Origin of the sequence: Rugamonas apoptosis (assembly GCF_014042355.1) — a bacterium.
In the GTDB taxonomy this organism is placed as follows: Bacteria; Pseudomonadota; Gammaproteobacteria; order Burkholderiales; family Burkholderiaceae_D; genus Rugamonas; species Rugamonas apoptosis.
Genome location: NZ_JACEZU010000002.1, coordinates 483,386 through 503,159, shown reverse-complemented (window position 1 = coordinate 503,159; position 19,774 = coordinate 483,386). Strand labels below are relative to the sequence as shown.

The 19,774-nt window shown below is 65.5% G+C and carries 15 protein-coding genes; 7 read left to right on the top strand and 8 right to left on the bottom strand.

Features of this window, described 5'->3' with window-relative positions:
• Window positions 1-36 precede the first annotated feature (36 nt).
• Complete coding sequence (locus tag H3H39_RS05955) at window positions 37-2,445, bottom strand: glycoside hydrolase family 31 protein (RefSeq protein WP_182152418.1); 2,409 nt, start codon at window positions 2,443-2,445, stop codon at window positions 37-39.
• 217 nt (window positions 2,446-2,662) lie between these two features.
• Between H3H39_RS05955 and H3H39_RS05950 the strand changes: the two genes are divergently transcribed.
• From H3H39_RS05950 to H3H39_RS05940, 3 genes are all read left to right on the top strand, one after another.
• Window positions 2,663-4,015 carry an MFS transporter gene (locus tag H3H39_RS05950; protein ID WP_182152417.1) on the top strand — a complete coding sequence of 451 codons (1,353 nt, stop codon included), beginning with the start codon at window positions 2,663-2,665 and terminating at the stop codon, window positions 4,013-4,015.
• A gap of 144 nt (window positions 4,016-4,159) precedes the next feature.
• A complete protein-coding gene (locus H3H39_RS05945; protein WP_182152416.1) occupies window positions 4,160-5,791 on the top strand; it encodes an alpha-D-glucose phosphate-specific phosphoglucomutase in 1,632 nt (543 codons plus the stop codon).
• Between the two features lie 38 nt (window positions 5,792-5,829).
• Window positions 5,830-7,554: an alpha-amylase family glycosyl hydrolase gene (locus H3H39_RS05940; RefSeq protein ID WP_182152415.1), complete on the top strand. Its 1,725-nt coding sequence runs from the start codon at window positions 5,830-5,832 to the stop codon at window positions 7,552-7,554.
• Here the strand turns inward: H3H39_RS05940 and H3H39_RS05935 are convergent, their stop codons facing one another.
• Window positions 7,555-8,256 carry a PKD domain-containing protein gene (locus H3H39_RS05935; RefSeq protein WP_182152414.1) on the bottom strand — a complete coding sequence of 234 codons (702 nt, stop codon included), beginning with the start codon at window positions 8,254-8,256 and terminating at the stop codon, window positions 7,555-7,557. It abuts the gene before it with no gap.
• A gap of 59 nt (window positions 8,257-8,315) precedes the next feature.
• Window positions 8,316-11,078: an alpha-1,6-glucosidase domain-containing protein gene (locus H3H39_RS05930; RefSeq protein ID WP_182152413.1), complete on the bottom strand. Its 2,763-nt coding sequence runs from the start codon at window positions 11,076-11,078 to the stop codon at window positions 8,316-8,318.
• A 249-nt stretch (window positions 11,079-11,327) separates the two neighbouring features.
• On the opposite strand from H3H39_RS05930, the gene H3H39_RS05925 reads away from it, so the two are divergent.
• The 4 genes from H3H39_RS05925 to arsH are packed head-to-tail and all read left to right on the top strand — an operon-like array spanning window position 11,328 to window position 13,643.
• Window positions 11,328-11,684, top strand: coding sequence for an ArsR/SmtB family transcription factor (locus H3H39_RS05925; RefSeq protein ID WP_182152412.1), 357 nt, complete (start codon window positions 11,328-11,330; stop codon window positions 11,682-11,684).
• 26 nt (window positions 11,685-11,710) lie between these two features.
• On the top strand, window positions 11,711-12,190 hold the full coding sequence (locus H3H39_RS05920; protein ID WP_182152411.1) for an arsenate reductase ArsC: 480 nt from the start codon (window positions 11,711-11,713) through the stop codon (window positions 12,188-12,190).
• A 15-nt stretch (window positions 12,191-12,205) separates the two neighbouring features.
• A complete protein-coding gene (locus H3H39_RS05915) occupies window positions 12,206-12,919 on the top strand; it encodes an aquaporin (RefSeq protein ID WP_182152410.1) in 714 nt (237 codons plus the stop codon).
• Between the two features lie 10 nt (window positions 12,920-12,929).
• Entirely contained in the window at window positions 12,930-13,643 is a 714-nt protein-coding gene (arsH, locus tag H3H39_RS05910; RefSeq protein ID WP_182152409.1) for an arsenical resistance protein ArsH, read from the top strand.
• 134 nt (window positions 13,644-13,777) lie between these two features.
• Here arsH and H3H39_RS05905 read toward each other — a convergent pair whose 3' ends face one another.
• From H3H39_RS05905 to H3H39_RS05885, 5 genes are all read right to left on the bottom strand, one after another.
• Window positions 13,778-15,136 carry a sigma-54-dependent transcriptional regulator gene (locus H3H39_RS05905; RefSeq protein WP_182152562.1) on the bottom strand — a complete coding sequence of 453 codons (1,359 nt, stop codon included), beginning with the start codon at window positions 15,134-15,136 and terminating at the stop codon, window positions 13,778-13,780.
• Window positions 15,137-15,146: 10 nt separating this feature from the next.
• The gene (locus H3H39_RS05900) at window positions 15,147-16,991 is read right to left on the bottom strand and encodes a sensor histidine kinase (protein ID WP_182152408.1); all 1,845 of its coding nucleotides are present in this window, start codon (window positions 16,989-16,991) and stop codon (window positions 15,147-15,149) included.
• 175 nt (window positions 16,992-17,166) lie between these two features.
• Complete coding sequence (locus tag H3H39_RS05895; protein WP_182152407.1) at window positions 17,167-17,964, bottom strand: ABC transporter ATP-binding protein; 798 nt, start codon at window positions 17,962-17,964, stop codon at window positions 17,167-17,169.
• A gap of 1 nt (window position 17,965) precedes the next feature.
• Window positions 17,966-18,787 (bottom strand): ABC transporter permease, encoded by an 822-nt coding sequence (locus tag H3H39_RS05890; RefSeq protein ID WP_182152406.1) that lies wholly within the window; start codon window positions 18,785-18,787, stop codon window positions 17,966-17,968.
• Window positions 18,788-18,799: 12 nt separating this feature from the next.
• Window positions 18,800-19,765, bottom strand: a complete 966-nt coding sequence (locus H3H39_RS05885; protein WP_182152405.1) for an ABC transporter substrate-binding protein — start codon at window positions 19,763-19,765, stop codon at window positions 18,800-18,802.
• Window positions 19,766-19,774: the final 9 nt, after the last annotated feature.

Genomic DNA, 19,774 nt, shown 5'->3' with positions numbered 1-19,774 from the left:
CCGCGTGTGGCGATTATGCCAAGTGTTGCGGAAATGTCAGTGGGCGTCGGCCGCCGCCAGCGTGATGGATACCTTGCTGGCCGCGTGGTCGCTGGCCGGCAGCTGAACCGTCAGCAGGCGCGCTGCGCCATCCCATGCGAAGTCCAACGGTTGGCCATCAAGCCGCACGGCGGCAGGTTTGGCACCCACGTTGTGCACCTGCAGCGCGATGGCGCGCTGTGGACGCTGGTAGTGTGCCCCTGTTTCCGACGACAGCGACAGCGTCAGTTCGCGGCCCTGCAGCTTGCTGGCGAAGTGCAGCAGTTCGTACTTGCCCTGTTCGTAGGCTTGCGCCGTCTCGCCATCGTCGTCATACAGCTTGCCCTGGCCGTCGCGGGCCGTATGGTCGTGGTAGTAGTGCAGTTCGATGGCCTTGGTCGAGTAGTCGCGTGTCGTTTGCGCCACAGGCGCCAATGGGATGAAGGCGCCGGCCCGCACGTAGACGGGGATATGGTCCGGCGCCAGCTTCACGTTGCGGCGCGCGCCGCCGTCCTGGCGCTGACCCGTGTAAAAGTCGAACCACGCGCTGTGGGCCGGGAACCACACCGGCTGCTCGCTGGCGCCCTTGGTGGTGACGGGCGTGACGAGCAAGTCCTTGCCCCACAGGTAGGTGGAGGCAACCGCGCGCGCTTGTTCGTTATCCGGCTCCTCGTACAGCATCGGGCGCATCAGCGGCAAGCCTTGCTGGTGGTTGTCGAAGGCCAGCGTGTAGTTATAGGGCAGCATGCGGTAGCGCAGCCGGATCGCTTCACGCGCCAGCGCCTTGGTGGGCGCGTCGCGGTAGACCGGCTCGGACGGCACTTCCTCCTGCGCGTGCGGGCGGAACACGGGCTGGAACACGCCGTATTGCAGCCAGCGCGTGTACAACTCGTTGTCCAGGTTGGGGTTGGCGAAGCCGCCCAGGTCCGAGTGCATATAGGCCAGGCCCTGCATGCCCATCTGCAGCGCGATCTCCGGCTGCGACTTCAAGCCGCCCCAGCTGCGGTCCACATCGCCCGACCATGGAATCATGCCGAAGCGTTGCGAACCGGAGTAACCGGCCCGCATCAGGATGAAGGGACGCTCGGCGGGATAGTCCTGGCGGTAGCCGTCGGCCACCAGTCTGGCCCACTGGTGGCCGTAGATGTTGTGTACCTGCTGCGCCGTGCCGGTGGCGTGGTGCATGGCGCCAGGATGCACTTCCGGTTCGCCCAGGTCGCCCCACACGCCGGCCACGCCCATCTCGTGCAAGCCCTTGTAGATGTTCCAGAACCAGTCGCGCCCCGGCTGGCCGAAAATGTCGATCAGGCCCGTGTGGCCGAAATAGAAGTCATAGGCCAGCGGCGCGCCGTTGGCGTCCGTCCCCAGGATCTGCTTCTGTACGGCCTCCTGCCAGCGCGACGACGAGTCGACGATGAACGGCTCCGTGATCAGTACCGTCTTGACGCCCTTGGCCTTGAAATCGGCGATCATCTGGGCCGGGTGCGGGAAGTTGTCCTTGTCAAAAGCCAGGTTGCCCATGGTGCCCTTGATGTCCTTGCCGAACCAGTACAGGTCGAACACGATGGCGTCCACCGGGATATCGTCGGCGATGAACTTGTCCACCGTGGCGCGCGCTTCCGCTTCCGTGTGATAGCCGAAGCGCATGGCGAAGTTGCCGAACGCCCAGCGCGGCGGCATGGGCTGGCGGCCCGTCAGGCTGGTGTAGTCGGCGATGATGTCTTGCCAGCTGTCGCCGGCCACCACCTGGTAGGTCTTGCGTCCACCGGCCGTTTCGTAGGTCAGGCTGTTGTCGCCCTTGCTGTCGAAGTCGAGGTAGCCCGTTTGCGGATTATCGAAGTGCAGCAGGTAGCGTTTGGACGACAGCGCCAGCGGCATGGTGAAATTCATCAGCTCCGAATGGTCGCTGTAGCCGTAGTCCGCCTTATTGAACAAGGTGAAACGGTGGCCGCGCCGGTTCATGCCCACCGAGCGGGCGCCGGCGCCGTACAGGGCTTCGGTGGCGTCCAGCGCGAATTCGATGCGTTCGCCGTAGCCGGTCTTGCCGTAGCCGCGTTTTTCCGCCACCAGCGGCCGGCCCTTGTAGGCATAGGCGATCTGGAATGGTGTGCGGGTGATGGTGACGGACAGGCCGCCCGTCGTGTATTCGACGGTGTTACCCTTGTTCTTCAGTGTGGCCGTCACCGGGGCGGGCGCCAGCACCACGGCGTGCGAGTCCAGCTCCACGCTTTGCCCGGCCGGCACGAAGGTGGTTTCCACGATACGGGTGGAGTAGGGCTTGATCAGGTACTGGCCGTCGCTGGTGCGGATCTCCAGTTGATTGCCGCGCAGGGTGGCGCGGTCGAAACGGCGCTCCAGGTTCTGCGCCAGCACGGCGGGGCTGGCGGCGAGCAGCAGGGCCAGGCCAACGTAATATTTGCTTGTCATGTGTAAGGTTTCGATGAATTCGAATCAGGTTTTTGTTTCTGTTATTTGACTACATTTGACTACAGAACCACGGTGCTGTGTGCGGCTAAGTCCTTTATTTTACTATGAAGTTGTTTCGATTGACACCTGTTGAGACGCGTGTTACTTTGCTACAAATTCGTATTTTGATCGTCCGATCCGGCCTTTAGACCGGACGGCACAACGGGGACACGCAGGCATGCAACCTTCTTTCAATAAGCCCAGGCTGACGTTCTGGCAGCTCTGGAACATGAGCTTTGGCTTTCTCGGCATCCAGTTCGGCTTCGCGCTGCAGAACGCCAACACCAGCCGCATCTTCTCCACGCTGGGCGCCAATCCCGACGACCTGGCCTTCCTGTGGCTGGCCGCGCCCGTCACCGGCCTGCTGGTGCAGCCCGTGATCGGCTACCTGAGCGACAACACCTGGCACCCGTTCTGGGGGCGGCGCCGGCCATTCTTCTTCGTCGGCGCCGTGCTGGCCTCGATCGCCCTGTTCCTGATGCCCAATTCCAGCGCGCTGTGGATGGCCGCTGCCGTGCTGTGGCTGATGGATGGCGCCATCAACGTGTCGATGGAACCGTTCCGCGCCTTCGTGGGCGACAAGCTCGGTCCCGCGCAGCAGACAGCCGGTTTCGCCATGCAGACCTTCTTCATCGGCCTGGGCGGGGTGATCGCCTCGCTGCTGCCCACCATCTTCTCGGACCTGCTGGGTGTGAGCAATGTGCCCGTCAACGGCGCCATCCCCGACACCGTACGCTACTCGTTCTACATCGGCGGCGCCATCTACCTGTTTTCGGTGATGTGGACCGTGCTGACGGCCAAGGAAGCGCCGCCGGACGACCTGGAAGCGTTCCGCGCCGAGCGCGCGCGCAGCAAGGGACTGGGCCATGCCATGGCCGAAATCCTGGGTGGCTTCGCCCGCATGCCCAAGACCATGGTGCAACTGGCCTTGGTGCAGTTCTTCACCTGGATCGCACTGTTCGCCATGTGGATCTACACCACCTCGGCCGTCGCGGAAAACGTGTTCGGCACGGTGGACGCGCAATCGGCCGCGTTCCAGGAAGCGGGTAACCACGTGGGCGTCATGTTCGCCGTGTATGGCGGCGTCTCGGCGCTGGCCGCCTTCATCCTGCCCGTGTTCGCACGTTACACCAGCCGCAAGTTCGTGCACATGACCTGCCTGGCCATCGGCGGCGTGAGTTTGATCAGCATCTTCGCCATCCATAACCTGAACCTGCTGTTCGTGCCCATGATCGGCGTGGGCATCGCGTGGGCCAGCATCCTGACCATGCCTTACGCCATCCTGGCCGGCGCCTTGCCCGCCAACCGCATGGGCTATTACATGGGTGTGTTCAACTTCTTCATCGTCATCCCGCAGATCTGCAGCGGCCTGCTGCTGGGCTCCATCACCAAGCACTTTTTCGCCGGCCACACGGTCAACACCGTGATGTTGGGCGGCGCATGCATGGTGCTGGCCGGTGTGCTGACGCTGTTCGTCAAGGACAGCGCAGCCACCGCCGCCAAGGATGCTGCGATCAAGGCCGCCGCCTGAGTAGCGCCGCCTGGGGGCGTCGTGCGTTAATATTGTCCGCGCGACAACGCATGTGCGCGCCGTGTTCTTCGCCTGCGCGATAGAACACGGCGCGACGCCGGCGGCCCGGCCCGCCCGCTGTCCCCCAACCAATGCGGAGCGAACATGACGATACAGACGGTGGCGACCACGCCATATCCCGGCCAGCGGCCGGGCACCTCGGGCTTACGGAAAAAAGTGACGGTCTTCCAGCAGCCCGCCTATCTCGACAATTTCGTGCAAAGCCTGTTCGACACGCTGGGCGATTGCGCCGGCAAGACGCTGGTGCTGGGCGGCGATGGCCGCTACTATAACCGTGCCGCCGTGCAGACCATCTTGCGGCTGGCCGCTGCCCACGGCTACGCGCGCGTGCTGGTGGGGCGGGGTGGCATCCTGTCCACGCCGGCCGCCAGTTGCGTGATTCGCAAGCATGGCGCGGCCGGCGGCATCATCCTGTCGGCCAGCCACAATCCGGGCGGACCGGATGGCGACTTCGGCATCAAGTACAACATCGCCAACGGCGGCCCGGCGCCGGAAGCGCTGACCGAGGCCGTGTGGCAGCACAGCGTGGCGCTGCACCGCTACCGCGCCAGCGACGCGCCCGACGTGGACCTCGATCAACTGGGCAGCACCCGTATCGAACAGATGACGGTGGAAGTGATCGATTCCGTGGCCGACTACGCGCAGTTGATGGAAGGGCTGTTCGATTTCGCCGCCATCCGCGCCCTGTTCGCGGACGGCTTCACCATGCGCTTCGACGCCATGAGCGCCGTCACCGGCCCGTATGGGCAGGCGATCCTGGAAGGCATGCTGGGTGCGCCGGCCGGCACCGTCCTCAACGCCGTGCCGCTGGAGGATTTTGGCGGCCACCATCCCGACCCCAATCCCGTCAACGCCGCCGGCCTGATCGCGCTGATGGCGGGCGAGCACGCGCCCGACTTCGGCGCCGCCTCCGATGGCGACGGCGACCGCAACATGATCGTCGGCCGCCGCTTCGAAGTCACGCCGTCCGACAGCCTGGCCGTGCTGGCCGCCAACGCCACCGTGGCGCCGGGCTACCGGGCCGGCATCCGCGGCGTGGCCCGCTCCATGCCGACCTCGCGCGCGGCCGACCGCGTGGCGCTCGCGCTGGGCGTGCCGTGTTTCGAGACGCCCACCGGCTGGAAGTACTTCGGCAACCTGCTCGACGCCGGCAAGGTCACCTTGTGCGGCGAAGAGAGCTACGGGACAGGCTCGGACCACATGCGCGAAAAGGATGGCCTGTGGGCCGTGCTGTTCTGGCTCAACCTGCTGGCCGCCAGCGGCAAGGGCGTGGCGGCGCTGGTGCAGGAACACTGGGCCCGTTTCGGCCGCAACTATTATTCGCGTCACGATTACGAAGCGATCGACAGCGCCGCGGCCGCCGAACTGATGGACGCCTTGCGCGCGCGCCTGGGCGGGCTGGCTGGCCAGCGGCTGGGCGACTACGCGGTGGAACTGGCCGACGACTTCTGCTACACCGACCCGGTGGACGGCACGGTGGCGCGCCAGCAGGGCGTGCGCATCGTGATGACGGACGGCTCGCGCGTGGTGTTCCGCCTGTCCGGCACCGGCACCGAGGGCGCCACCTTGCGCGTCTACCTGGAACGTTACGAGGCCGACCCGGCGCAACACCACCTCCCCACGCAGCAGGCGCTGGCCGGCCTGATCGCCGTCGCCGAGCATGTGGCGGGCATCAGCGCCTACACGGGTCGCGCCGCGCCCAGCGTGATCACCTGATTTTCAACCACTCCGTCAACCACACAGGAACCGACCGCATGAAGAAGACTCCTCTCGCAATGACCTTGGCGCTGGCGCTGGGCGCGCTGGCCGCGCCGCAGCAAGTGTGGGCCGCGGCCGCATTGGCCGGGCCGGCGCACGCCGCCGCATCGGCCAGGCCGGCGCGCACGGCCGCCAAGCCGTTCCTGTGGGAGAACGCCACCGTCTACTTCCTGCTGACGGACCGCTTCAACAACGGCGACCACGCCAACGACCTGGCCTACGGCCGCCAGGGCGACGCGGCGCCGCTGCGCGGCTACATGGGCGGCGACCTGGCCGGCGTCACGGCCAAGATCAAGGAAGGCTATTTCGACAGCCTGGGCGTGGACGCGATCTGGATCACGCCCCCCGTGGAGCAGATCCACGGCGGCACGGACGAAGGCACGGGCAAGTCCTACGGCTTTCATGGCTACTGGGCGCGCGACTGGACCAGCGTGGACGCCAACCTGGGCACGGAGCAGGACATGCGCACGCTGGTGGACACGGCGCACGCGCACGGCATCCGCGTACTGCTGGATGTGGTGATGAACCAGACCGGCCCGGTGACGGAACAGGACCCCGTGTGGCCGCCGGAATGGGTACGCACGGGACCAGTGTGCACCTACAAGGACCCGGCCACCACCATCTCGTGCACGCTGGTGCCCAACCTGCCCGACGTGCGCACCGAAAGTAACGACAACGTGGCGCTGCCGCCGGCGCTGGTGGCCAAGTGGAAGGCCGAGGGCCGCTACGAACGGGAGGTGGCCGAGCTGGATGCGTTCTTCGCCCGCACCGGCTACCCGCGCGCACCGCGCTACCACCTGATCAAATGGCACGCGGACTGGGTCCGCAAATATGGTTTCGACGGCTTCCGGGCTGACACCGTCAAGCACGTGGAAGTAGGCGCCTGGAAGGAACTGGGCCAGGAGGCGTCGCTGGCTTACGAGGAATGGAAGCGCGCCAATCCGGCCCGCAAGCTCGGCGACGACAAGTTCTTCATGACGGCCGAGCTGTTTGGCTACAACATCGCCCATGGCCAGCAGTTCGACCTGGGCGGCGGCAACAAGGTCAACTACTACAAGGACGGCGGCTTCGACAGCATCATCAACTTCGGTCTGGTGTGGGACGCGAAGCAGGATTACGAGACGCTGTTCAGCAGCTATTCGGCCAGGCTGCACGGCGAGCTGCAAGGCTACACGGTGCTCAATTACCTGGCCTCGCACGACTTCGACCAGCCGTTCGATCCGGCCCGCACCAAGCCGTTCGAAAGCGCCAACAAGTTGCTGCTGGCCCCCGGCGCGGCCCAGATCTACTACGGCGACGAAACGGCGCGCCGGCTCGATCCGGCCGAGGCCCAGGGCGACGCCAAGCTGCGCTCCTACATGAACTGGGACGAACTGGCATCGGACGCCAAGCGTGACGGCTACAGCGTGGCGGCCGTGCGCAGCCACTGGAGCAAGCTGGCCAAGTTCCGCCAGGCCCACGTGGCGGTGGGCGCGGGCGTGCACCAGCAACTGCAGGCCCACCCCTATGTGTTCAAGCGCACCTTCGCGCGCGACGGCCTGCGCGACCAGGTGGTGGTGGCGCTGGAACAGCCGACCGGCAAGCCGGCCGCCATCGACGTGCATGGCGTGTTCGCCAACGGCGCGCGGGTGCGTGACTACTACTCCGGCACCAGCGCCGTGGTGGCCAGGGGCAAAGTCACCTTCCCGGCCCACAACGCGGTGGTGCTGATCGGCCAGTGATCAAGGGCCGTAGGTGTAGACCTGCTTGATGGTGTGATCGACGGTCGGTTCGTTGCGCAGGAAGTGCACGAGGTCGGCCTGGATGCTCGTCATCAGCGCCTGCGCGGTCGATTCGCTGCATGGCAGGGACGCGATGCCGCCTGTTGAGCACAGCTTGCGGGCCGGCGAGCTCTCGTACAGGGACACGATGTTGCTGTCGGAGCAGTTGTTGGACACGCTTTGCGTGGTCACCAGGTGGCCGTCCACCACGTAGATGCGGCGCGACGTGCTGCACGTATCGCCATCCCACAGTTTGACGAAGGCCGCCACCGGCACTTGCGCCGTGAACGACACGGTGGCCGGTGCGCTATTGAGTTCCCCGTCGTTGACGGTCAGCGTGACCGTGTAAGTGCCTGCCACGTCGGCGATGAAGTCCGGCGTGGCCACTTTCGGATTGAGCAAGGACGCCATGCTGCCGGCCGGTTTGGCCAGGGTCCAGGTGTAGCTCACCAGGTCCTGGTTGGCGTCCGTGTAGCTGCCATTGAGTTTGACCAGCGTGCCCGCGTCCACCGTTTGCCCCGTGCCGGCATTGGCGACGGGGGCGACATTCTTGGGCGGGCCGGCGTCGCCGCCACCGCAGGCGGTCAGCGACAAGAGTAGCAAACTCAGGGCCGACGTCAGGGCCATCGACAACAGCGGCTGCGGCAGGGACGTACGCTTCATGTGTTCTTTCTGGCTAAATTGGAAAGCCAAAAAGATAACATGAAAGTTTGTCTATCTTGTCAATTCTCGACAAAAACGACGGCGCAGCGTGGCGGAACTGCAAATGTGCCCGTCGCGCTGTCGAAGCGCGCCGCCCGTGCGGGGCGCTGGTCGGCCGCGCTGGCGCGCAGGTGCACCGGGTGCAGCACGTAGGCGCGGCCCCGTTCCTGCGGCACGGCCAGCGTGTGGGCCACCTTGTCCACGTTGATCAGATACGTGAGCGACTTGAAGCGCGCACCCGCGTAGCCGGCGCCGTCCAGGTGCGCCACGATCACGGTCGGCAGCTGCTGCGCCCCCGTGTTGTAGAAGCGCAGGCGGCGCTTGATATCGTCGGCCGTGCGCAGCCGGAACAGTGTGCTGCTGGCGCGGATCGCCAGCAGGTCGCGAAAGGCGTCGCGCGCGTAGGCGATGTCGGCCGGCGCCGGTTTCAGCGCGGCGTTGCGCAGCAGGGGCTTGAGCAGCGCGTAGTCCTTGCCGTTATCGTCGGCCGGCGGCAGGCCCGCGCCGTAATTATTGTCGCGGTAGGTCCAGTCCAGCCGGTTGAACCAGTCGCCCGATTCGAAGCTGTTGCGGTCCAGCGATTTGGAACGCAGGATGTCGTAGCCCGCGTGGAAGTAGGCCACGCCCTGGCTGAAGGCGTTGATGGCCGCCCCCAGCATCTGCACGCGCGCCCGGTCGGCCGTGCTGGTGGACAGCGGCAGCTTGAACACGTTGTTGTCGTACATGGTCTGATTGTCGTGGTTCTCCACGTAGTTGACCACTTCACCCGGTTCGCTGGCGTAGCCGGCCGGCTGTCCCGCGTAGTCGATGGCCTGCAGTTCGCGGGTCGTGCCGTCGGCCATGGGCAGCGGGTAGTCGCGGATGGCGCCGGCCAGTCCGGCCCTGACCATATCGGCCGCATGCAGCAATTCGGCGGCGGCTTGGTGCTCCTGCTGGCTGGCCTGCGCGTTGGGATCGTAGACCAGGCCGTTGATGTAACCCTGCCTGCTGAACAGCTGCTGGCCGGAGTCGCCCGCGCCGCCGCCGCGCACGGCGTCGCGCCCGCGGTCGCTGAAGGTGCCGATGCCGCTGCCGTTGAGCGATAGTTGGGACGCCTGCACGAAGCGCGCGCCATTGGCCACTTCACCGAAGTTCCAGCCTTCGCCGATCAGGTTGACGTGGCGGCCGGTGGCCGCGTCGGCGCGGCGCTGCAATTGCTCCATCGCGGCGCGCGGCTGGTGCGCCATCAGGTCGAAGCGGAACGAGTCGATCTTGTACTGCACGGCCCACTGGGCCACCGAATCGATCATCAGCTTGGCCATCATCCGGTTTTCCGTGGCCGTGTTGTCGCAACAGGTGGACCGTTCGATTTTCCCTTGCGCGTCCAGGCGGTGGTAGTAGCCGGGCACCACGCGGTCCAGCACCGACTTCTCGTTCTGGCCGGCGATATAGGTGTGGTTGTAGACCACGTCCATGCCCACCCGCAGGCCGGCCTTGTGCAGCGCCATCACCATCTGGCGGAACTCGATCACGCGGCGCGCGCCGTCGGCCGGATCGGTGGCGTAGCTGCCTTCCGGCGCGTTGTAGTGGTAGGGATCGTAGCCCCAGTTGTAGCAATCCGTCAGTTGGCTGCTCTTGATCAGCGCCTGCTGGGCATCGCTGTCGGGCGCGCCGGACGGATGGGGCGTCACGCAGCCTTGTTCCGGCACGCTGCCGATGTCGAACACGGGCAGCAGGTGGACGTCCGTCATGCCGGCGCGGCTCAGCGCGGCCAAGTGTTTCATGCCGTTCGATCCGGTTTCCGTGAATGCCGCGTATTTGCCGCGATGGGCGGCGCTGACCGTCTTGTCGTTGATGGAAAAGTCGCGCACATGCAGTTCGTAGACGGACATATCTGGCTGCGCCGCCACCTTGCTGGGCGGGCGGTCGCGCTCCCAGCCGGCCGGTTTCAACCTGGCCGCATCGAGGCTGGCGATGTAGCTGCGCTTGGAGTCCGTCGTCAGGCTGATGGAATACGGGTCGGTGACGAGGTTGCGCACCATGCCTGTGGCGGGCGCGAATACGTCCACCGCGTACTGGTAGTACTGGCCCGACAGGTCGGCCGGCCGGGTGGCGGACCAGACGCCGGTGGCCGCGTCGAACGCCATGGGGACGATGGCGCTGGCTGCGCCACTGCCTTTCGGGTAGACGCATACGGCCGCCTGGCGCGCCGTGGGCGCCCACAGCTTGAAGGTGCTACGGCCGGGCGCCACGGTCACGCCCAGGTCGGCCACTTCGCCGGCTGTCGCGTACAGGTCGTCCAGCGCGCCGGCGATCTGCACGCTGGTGGCGTCGCACACGATGCCGTCTGGCCCTTCCTGCACCAGCACCAGTTGCTGCCGCAGCAGGTCGCCCACGCGCGATGCATCGACCGCCGGCAGTGCCAGCGTGGCGCCGGCGGTGACGAACTTGAAGCGCTGCGCCAGGTCGGCGGGCAAGGCGCCGTCGTCGCGTTCCAGCGTGATGGCGCCGTCCGCGCCGCTGACCTTGGCGCCAGCGGTGGCGTCCAGCAAGCCGGCGGAAGAGTAGTAAAGTTTGAAGGTGGCGCCGGCGTCGGCACCCGGCCAGCGCAGCAGCTGACGATTGAACCAGTAGGCGCGGGCATCGGTCGCGGCGGCCGGTTGCAGCACGGTCGCGAATGGACCATTACAACTGCCCAGGGTGGCGGTATCGGCGGCCGCCGCAGCCAGGCAGGTGAGGGCGAGCGCGCCGCCCGCCGTCAGGTGTGCCATGCGTTGCCACGCGCCATACTGGTATGCGCCCATCAGATCTTCTCCGTCTCTTGATTTGGTAGTGTGACTACAAAAATATTGCAAATGCCCGTTAATTCCGTGAATATGGTAATCCAAATTCTGTAGTTTTGATACTAGTTTGCGTGAAAAGCGCGTGCCGTGTTGAGCGAACAAGGAATCTGCCCGACGTCATAAGCTGGCAAGATACTTCGATAATATTTGAAATGTCGTATCGTATGCGATATCATATTTCGATAATTATTGAAGTGTTGGATCGGTCCCATGGAAACCAAAGATGTTCTGGCCGCTCTGGCGGCCATCGCCCAGGAAAGCCGTCTGGCCGTTTTCCGCCTGCTGGTACAGGTTGGCCCGGAGGGATTGGCGGCGTCGAAGATCGGCGAGCAGCTTGATATCGCACCGTCGTCGCTGTCGTTCCACCTGAAGGAGCTCAGTCATGCCGGTCTGGTCGGAAGCCGCCAGGAGGGGCGTTTTGTCATCTACAGCGCCAATTTCGACACCATGAACGGACTGGTTTCCTTCCTGACCGAGAACTGCTGCGCTGGCCAAAGCTGCTCGCCCGGTGTGGCCGTTTGCGCGCCAGCTACGTGCGGCCCGGCGAGCGCCGCCGCCCCACAGTAATTTTGACCAATTTGCGAGAAATCTCGATGAACGTTTTGATGCTTTGCACTGGCAACTCCTGCCGCTCGATCCTGGCCGAAGCCACCTTCAACCACCTGGCGCCGGCGGGCTGGCGTGCCATCAGCGCCGGCAGCAAGCCGGCCGGTTATGTCCATCCGCGCTCGATCGCGCTGCTGCAGCGCGAAGGCATCTCCACCGAGGGCTATTTCAGCAAGTCTTGGGAAAACCTCCCGGTGACGCCGGACATAGTCATTAGCGTTTGCGGCAACGCCGCCGGCGAAACCTGCCCGGCTTACCTTGGCCCCGTATTGCGCTCGCACTGGGGCGTTGAGGACCCCGCCCACGCCACCGGCACGGACCAGGAAATCGATCTCGCGTTCATGCTGGCCTATCGCACGCTGCGCGCGCGCATTGAGGCCTTCCTGGCGCTGCCGCTGGACGAACTGAAAAACGACCGCGCCCGCATGAAAGCCGAGATGGACCGCATCGCCACGCTGCAAGCCTGATCTGGGAGAATCGCGATGACTTTTGCACGACGTCTTGTGGCCGAGGGACTGGGCACGGCTATGCTGCTGGCGGTGGTGGTTGGTTCCGGCATCATGGCCGAGCGCCTGGCCGGGGGGAATGTGGCGATCGCGCTGCTCGCGAATGCGATTGCGACCGGCGCGGGCCTGATCGCGCTGATTCTGATGTTCGGCACGATATCGGGCGCCCATTTCAATCCGGTGGTCACGCTGTCCCAGGCATGGCAGCGCAACCTGCCGGGCCGCGAAGTGATGCCCTACATCGCAGTGCAGGTAATCGGCGCGTTTGCCGGCGTGGCCGCGGCGCACGCCATGTTCGGCGAGCCGCTGTTCCTGGCGTCCGAGCACGTGCGTACCGGATCAGCGCAGTGGTGGAGCGAGTGCGTCGCCACGTTTGGCCTGATCGCGGTGATCATCGGCTGCTCGCGCAGCCGTCCGGCGGTGACGCCGTTTGCCGTAGCGGCCTACATCACCGCGGCGTACTGGTTCACCTCATCCACCTCGTTCGCCAATCCCGCCGTGACGCTGGCGCGTAGCGCGACCAATACCTTTGCCGGCATTCGTCCGGGCGATACGCCTGGCTTCATTCTGGCCCAGCTAGTGGGCGCGGCGACGGCCACCGCCGTATTCTGCTGGCTATACCCAGTGCAAGGCGCGGCGGCTGCGGAAAGCACCACGCCTGAGCGCGTACCGGAAGCGGTAAAACAGTAAGAGCTTAACCATGACCATCCCAGATCTGCCAAACATCAAGACGGAACTGCTCGATATCCCGACCATCGACAAGCTGGCGCCCGTTGGCGACATGAACCATCCGCCGCGCATCCTGATGCTATACGGCTCCCTGCGCGAGCGCTCGTTCAGCCGTTTCCTGACCGAGGAAGCGGCGCGCATCCTGGAGCACTTGGGCGCCGAGGTCAGAATCTTCAATCCGATGGAGTTGCCGATGGTTGGCAGCGTGCCGGAGGATCATCCCAAGGTGGTGGAGCTTCGGGCGCTTTGTCTGTGGTCCGAGGGCCAGGTATGGTGCAGCCCGGAGCGTCATGGCGCCGTGACGGCGGTGATGAAGAACCAGATCGACTGGATACCGCTCGAACAGGGTGCGGTACGGCCAAGCCAGGGACGCACGCTGGCGGTCATGCAGGTATGCGGCGGTTCGCAGTCTTTTAATGTGGTCAACACGCTGCGCCTTCTTGGCCGCTGGATGCGCATGTTCACCATCCCGAACCAGTCGTCTGTTCCGATGGCGTATAGGGAATTCGACGAAGCCGGCCGCATGCGCCACTCGGGCTACTACGACCGGGTGGTCGATGTCATGGAGGAACTGTTCAAAATGACGCTGCTGCTGCGTGGCCGCACCGACTACCTGACGAACCGCTACAGCGAACGCAATGAGCGGCAAATGCAGGCCATCAACCAATCGATCAAAAAAATATAGTCCGCGTCCCGAATGAGGTAGCCAGCACTTTCAAGCGCTTGCGTTAGTGCGGCGACGTTGGTTTTCGCTTCATCAAAGGAAAATGACGCATCGCGCTTTTCCAGATTGGCTTCGATAGTACTCCCGCGCCGCAGCTATTTCCTGCCCGTGCCGATTTGGTACTTTTTGAGCTTGTCGTACAGGGTCTTGCGGGGCACGGCCAGGTGGTCGGCGGCCAGCGACACGTTACCGTCCACTGCGTCGAGCGCACGCACGATCAGTTCGCGCTCGAACTGGTCGACTTGCTGGGGCAGGGAGGAGCCGGTCACTGCCGCGCACGGCGGGCCAGCGGTATCGGACGGCGCCGCGCCGATGGCCGCGCCACTGGCCGGCATTGGCGCCACCCCCAGCACCAGCCGCTCCGCGAAGTTGCGCAGTTCGCGTACGTTGCCAGGCCAGTCGGCGGCCTGCCACTGCGCCATCTGCTGCGCGCTCCAGACGGGCACGGGGCGCTGGAAGCGGGCCGCTGCGTCCTGTACGAAATGGGCCAGCAGCAGCGGAATATCGTCGGGCCGGTCGTGCAGGCGGGGCAGCTCCAAACTGACCACGCCGATGCGGTAGTACAGGTCTTCGCGGAACAGGCCCTGGGCCGCCAGTTGCAGTAGGTCGGTCTTGGTGGCGGCCACCACGCGGCAATCGAGCGCGATGCTGTCGTTGCCGCCCAGCCGTTCCAGCCGGCGTTCCTGCAGCACGCGCAGCAGCTTGACTTGCAGCGCCATCGGCATGCTCTCGATTTCGTCCAGGAACACGGTGCCGCCGTTGGCGTATTCCAGCTTGCCGATGCGGCGTTTTTGCGCGCCCGTGAAGGCGCCCGCCTCGTGGCCGAAGATCTCGCTCTCGAACACGGATTCGGGCAGGGCGCCGCAATTGATGGCCACGAACTGACCCTTGCGGCCGCTGGCCGCGTGCAGCAGCCGGGCCACCACTTCCTTGCCGGTGCCGGTCTGGCCGTGGATCAGCACATCGACGGCGGCCGGCGCCACGTTGCGGATCATGGTCTTCACGCGCTCGATGGCCTCGGAGCGGCCCACCAGGTCCGGCAGGTCGGGATGCAGGGCGCGCTGGGTGCGCAGCGCGCGGTTCTCCAGCACCAGCGCGCGCCGTTCCTGGGCGCGGCGCACCGTCTCCTGCAGGCGCTCGGCGGCGAATGGCTTTTCGATGAAGTCGTAGGCGCCGCCGCGCATGGCCGCCACCGCCATGCTGACGTCGCCGTGGCCGGTGACGACGATGACGGGCAGTTCCGCGTCCAGCGCCACCACCTGCTCCAGCAGTTCCAGTCCGCTGCGGCCCGGCAGGCGCACGTCCGTCACCACCACCCCGCCGTAGTCGGGCCGCAGCAGGGGCAGCGCTTCCTCCGCGCTGGCGCAAGCTTGCACGGTAAAGCCGCCCAGCTCCAGGGTCTGGCTGGTGGCCAGCCGCAGCGCCGCCTCATCTTCAATCAAGATCGCTTGCATCGCGCTCACTTCACATTTCTCCTTCTATCAACAGTGGCAGGCGCAGTTCGAAACGCGCGCCGCCGTCCGGCAGGTTGCGGGCCGTGAGCTGGCCGTTCATGGCCTGCACGATGGACGACGAAATCGCCAGTCCCAGCCCCAGTCCCTTGCCGGACGGCTTGGTGGTGAAAAACGGTTCGAACAGGTGGGCGACCACCTGTTCCGGTATGCCAGGGCCGCTGTCGCTGATGCTCACCAGGGCATATGCATGGTCGTACGCATGTTCGCGCACATGGTCGTGCGCAGGTCCGTGCGCCCCCGCGCACGCGAGCGCCACGCTCACGCGGCGCGGCGCGCCAGGCGCGCCCGCCTCCACGGCGTCGAGCGCGTTGCGCAGCAGGTTGATCAGCACCTGTTCGATGCGCACGGCATCGCCGGTCACCTTGCAGCAGTTATTCTCGGCCGTCACCTCCAGCGCAACGTCGAGCCGGCGGAATTCGCTTTGCAGCAGGAAGCAGGCGGCCCGTACGCAGGCCGCCAGGTCCACCGTGGCCACGCTTTCATCCTTGCGTGCGAAGCCTTTGAGCTGGCTGATGATGGCGCCCATGCGCGCGCTGGCATCGGCGATGTGTCCCAGGTTGCCGGCCGCTTGCACCGTCATGCCCCGTTCCAGGAAGGTGCGGGCGTTATCCGCGAAGGCGCGGATGGCGGCCAGCGGTTGGTTCAGTTCATGCGTGACGCCGGCCGCCATCTGGCCCAGCATGGCCAGTTTGCCGGCCTGGATCAGTTCATTCTGGGTCGAACGCAGCAGCTGTTCCGTTTCCTGCAGCTTGGCGTAGCGCGCTTCCAGGCTGGCGTTGGTCTGGCTGAGTTGGCCGGTGCGCTCGGCGATGCGGTCCTCCAGTTGCAGCGCGGCCCGTTGCAGCGCGGCGCGCGAAGCCTGGGCTTCCTCCAGCCGGCGGCGGCGCTGGTGGATGGCCCAACTGGACGCGGCCGCGCAGGCCAGCAGCAGCGCCGCCGCCAGCGCCCACTGTGCGCCGGCGCGCGACACGCGGTCCTGGCCGGGGAACAGCATCAATTGCCACCCCAGTTCACCGACCGGTTGCGTGACAGGCGCGATGGGCGCGAGGACGTTGGCGGGCAGCGGTGCGATGGGTTTGCCCAGGTATTGCTGGGTGCGTGCCAATTCCTGCACGGTGGCCGCGTCCAGCTGGCGCAGGCTGCGGTAGATCCAGTCCGGCCGGTTGCTGAGGAAGATCACGCCGCTGCGGTCGGCCAGCACGATGGGATCGGCGCTGCTGCGCCAGGTCCGTTCGAATTCGGCCAGGCTGATCTTGACGGCCACCACGCCAGCCACGGCGCCGCGCGCGCTGCCGTCGCGGTAGACGGGTTGGGCGATGAAGTAGCCGGCCTCGCTGGTGCTGGTGCCAATGCCGTAGAAGCGGCCCGCCTGGCCGTGCAGGGCGGCGTGGAAGTAGGGGCGGTAGGAGAAGTTCTTGCCGACGAAGCCCAGCGGCTGGTCCCAGTTGCTGGCGCCCAGCGTGAGGCCGTCGCGGTTCATCACGTAGATGGCGCCCACCTTGGCCTGCTGCTGGATGGTGTGCAGGGTGCTGTTCAGGCGGGCGATGGCTTGCGGGTCGTCCGGGTGGGCCAGGGCCTGGATCAGGTCGGGCTGGAAGCCCAGTACGAAGGGCAGGGTTTCGAATTTTTGCAGCACCGATTGCAGGTCGGGGGCGATCAGTTGCAGCTGGCGCTGGGCCTGGTCCTGCAGCTCGGCGCGGGCGTGACGGGTGCCCAGCAGCCAGGCGCCCGCCATGATGCAGGCGGCGGCGATCAGGGCCGGGATCAGCAGCAGGGAGGAGGGGGCGCGCTTCATGGTTGGTACTGTACAGTATTGCGGGGTGGGCGCGTGCGGGCCCGCAGCGCGGAAACAGGGGACGGACCCACATGACGGGGCGCGGACTACGGCCACGTCAACTGATGAAGGGTCCGTCCCCTTGCCAGCGAAGGGGCCGTCCCCTCGCCGGCGGTGGGGACGGACCCTGGCAGGCTCAATCCACGGCGGCGAGGCGGATCTCGTCGTTGTGGTGGCGCTGCTGCTCCTCCATCACCAGCTGCCCCAGTTCGCGCTTGAGGGCGTTGAACTCGGCGGCGGCGGGGTCGCGCAGCCGTGGCAAGTCCACCAGCATGTCGCGCTTGACTGTGCCGGGGCGGTAGGTCATGACGATGATGCGGTCGGCCAGGTAGATCGCTTCCTCGATGCTGTGGGTGACGAAGATGATGGTCTTCTTCAGCTCCGACCAGATGCGTAGCAGCTCATCCTGCAGGTTGCGCCGGGTCAGCGCGTCCAATGCGCCGAACGGTTCATCCATCAGCATGATGGGCGAATCGAGTGCCAGCACGCGGGCGATGGCCACCCGCTGGCGCATGCCGCCCGACAGGTCTTTTGGATAGCGCTGCGCGAAGTCCTGCAGCGACAGCATCTTCAACAGCTCCACCACCTTGGCGTCGATCTCGCGCTGGCCCATGCCCTTGATCTCCTGGCCGAAGGCGATATTCTTCGCCACCGTCATCCAAGGGAACAGCGCGTATTCCTGGAACACCATGCCGCGTTCCGGGCCGGGGCCTGTCACCAGCTTGCCGTCCGCGTGGATGGTGCCCGACGAGGGCAGCGAGAAGCCCGCCACCGCGTTGAGCAGGGTGGACTTGCCGCAGCCCGATGGCCCCAGCAGGCACACGAACTGGCCTTGCGGGATATCGAGTTCGATGTTTTTCAGCGCGACGACTTCGCGGCCATCGGCCTGGAACACTTTGTTGACGCCGCGTACGGCGATATGGGATGCGCTCATCTTAGTTCTCCAGGCCGCGGTGCCAGCGCAGCAAATGGTTGTTCAATTTGTTCATGGCCACGTCGATCGCCAGCCCCAGCAAGCCGATGCTGATCATGCCGGCGATGATCTTGTCCGACCAGAAGTACTCGCGCGCTTCCAGAATACGGAAGCCCAGCCCGTTGTTCACGGCGATCATCTCGGACACGATGACGACGATGAAGGCGGTGCCGATGCCGATCCGTACACCCGACAGGATGTACGGCACGGCGGCCGGCAGCATCACGCGCACGAACATGGTGTGCTGGCCCACGCCCAGGTTGCGGGCGGCACGGATGTAGATGCCGTCCACCTGGCGCACGCCGGCGATGGTGTTCATCAGCACCGGGAAGAAAGCGCCCAGCGCGATCAGGAACACGGCCGGCGCGTTACCGAGCCCGAACCACAAAATCGCCAGCGGAATGTAGGCGATCGGCGGGATGGGGCGCAGCACCTGCATCAGTGGATTGAGCCATGCGTACATGCGCTTGCTCGACCCCATGACGAGGCCCAGCGGCAGCGCCAGTCCCGCGCCCACCGCAAAGCCCACCACCACACGGTACATGCTGCTCAAGGTGTCGCCCACCAGCTCACCGGAAACGGCCCACGCCAGCCAGGAACCGGCGGCCGGATCGTAGGGCTGCAAGGGCAGCAGGTATTCGAACCACTTGTGCACCACGGCCGCCGGCGACGGCAGCACCTGCGGGTTGACCCAGCCCAGCATGGCGGTGATCTGCCACAGGGCGACGACAAGGACCGGCACCACAATGCCGGCGGCGAGTTCACGCCAGTGTTGTTGTTTCATGGTGTCCCCCGCTTATTGAATGTTGAGGCTTTTTTTGGCCGCTTCCAGCAAGTCGGTCCGGACCCAGTCCTTGGCCACGGGCGGGGTGCGCATCTTGCCGGTGCCGGTCTTGGCCATGACGTCGGTGGTGACCTGGATATGTTCGGCCGTGACGTCGTAGCTGTAGGGCGAATTGCTGATGGCGTCCTCGAAATCATCCTTGGTGATCTGGTTCTTGAAGATCACTTCGCGCACGTATTTCTCGGCCACGGCCTTGTTGTCGATGAACAGTTTGGTGGACTGCACGAAGCAGTTCATGAACTTGGCCGCCACGGCGCGGTGCTCCTTGTAGAACTTCTCGCTCATGACCATGGTGCGCACGGGCGCGCCGATCGGCGTGTCGTAGGGCTTCATCACCTCCACGCCATAGCCCTTGTTGATGGCTTGCGACGACTGCGGTTCGCTTTGCATGATGGCGTCCAGGTTCTTGCCCAACAGCGCCTGGTTCAGATCGGCGAACGCCAGGTACACCAGTTGCACATCCTTGCCCGGCTGGTCGGAGGCCGTCAGGCCGTGCTGGGCCAGCTCCGCCACCAGCAGCACTTCATGGATGCCGCCGCGCGTCACGCCGACTTTTTTACCCTTCAAATCCTTGATGGACTTGACGCCGACATCGGGGCGCGCGACCAGGCGCGCGCCGCCTTTGGCGAAACCGGCGACGACGTAGATGGGCGCTCCGTTGGCGCGGCCGGAAATGGCGGCCTCGGAGGCGGTGGCGCCCACGTCCAGTTCACCGGCCAGGATGGCTTGCATCACATCCGGCCCTTTGGCGAAAACGTGTTCTTCCACTTTGATGCCGCACTTGGGCGCGATTTCCTTGATGTAGGAAACGGCGCCATAGTGGGCGAATTTGAGATTGCCGAGCCGGACGACATCTTCCGCCTGGGCGGCGGTGCAGAGGACGGCGGCGGCGAGCGCGATCAGGCGGTACTTGGACATGCTGGTCTC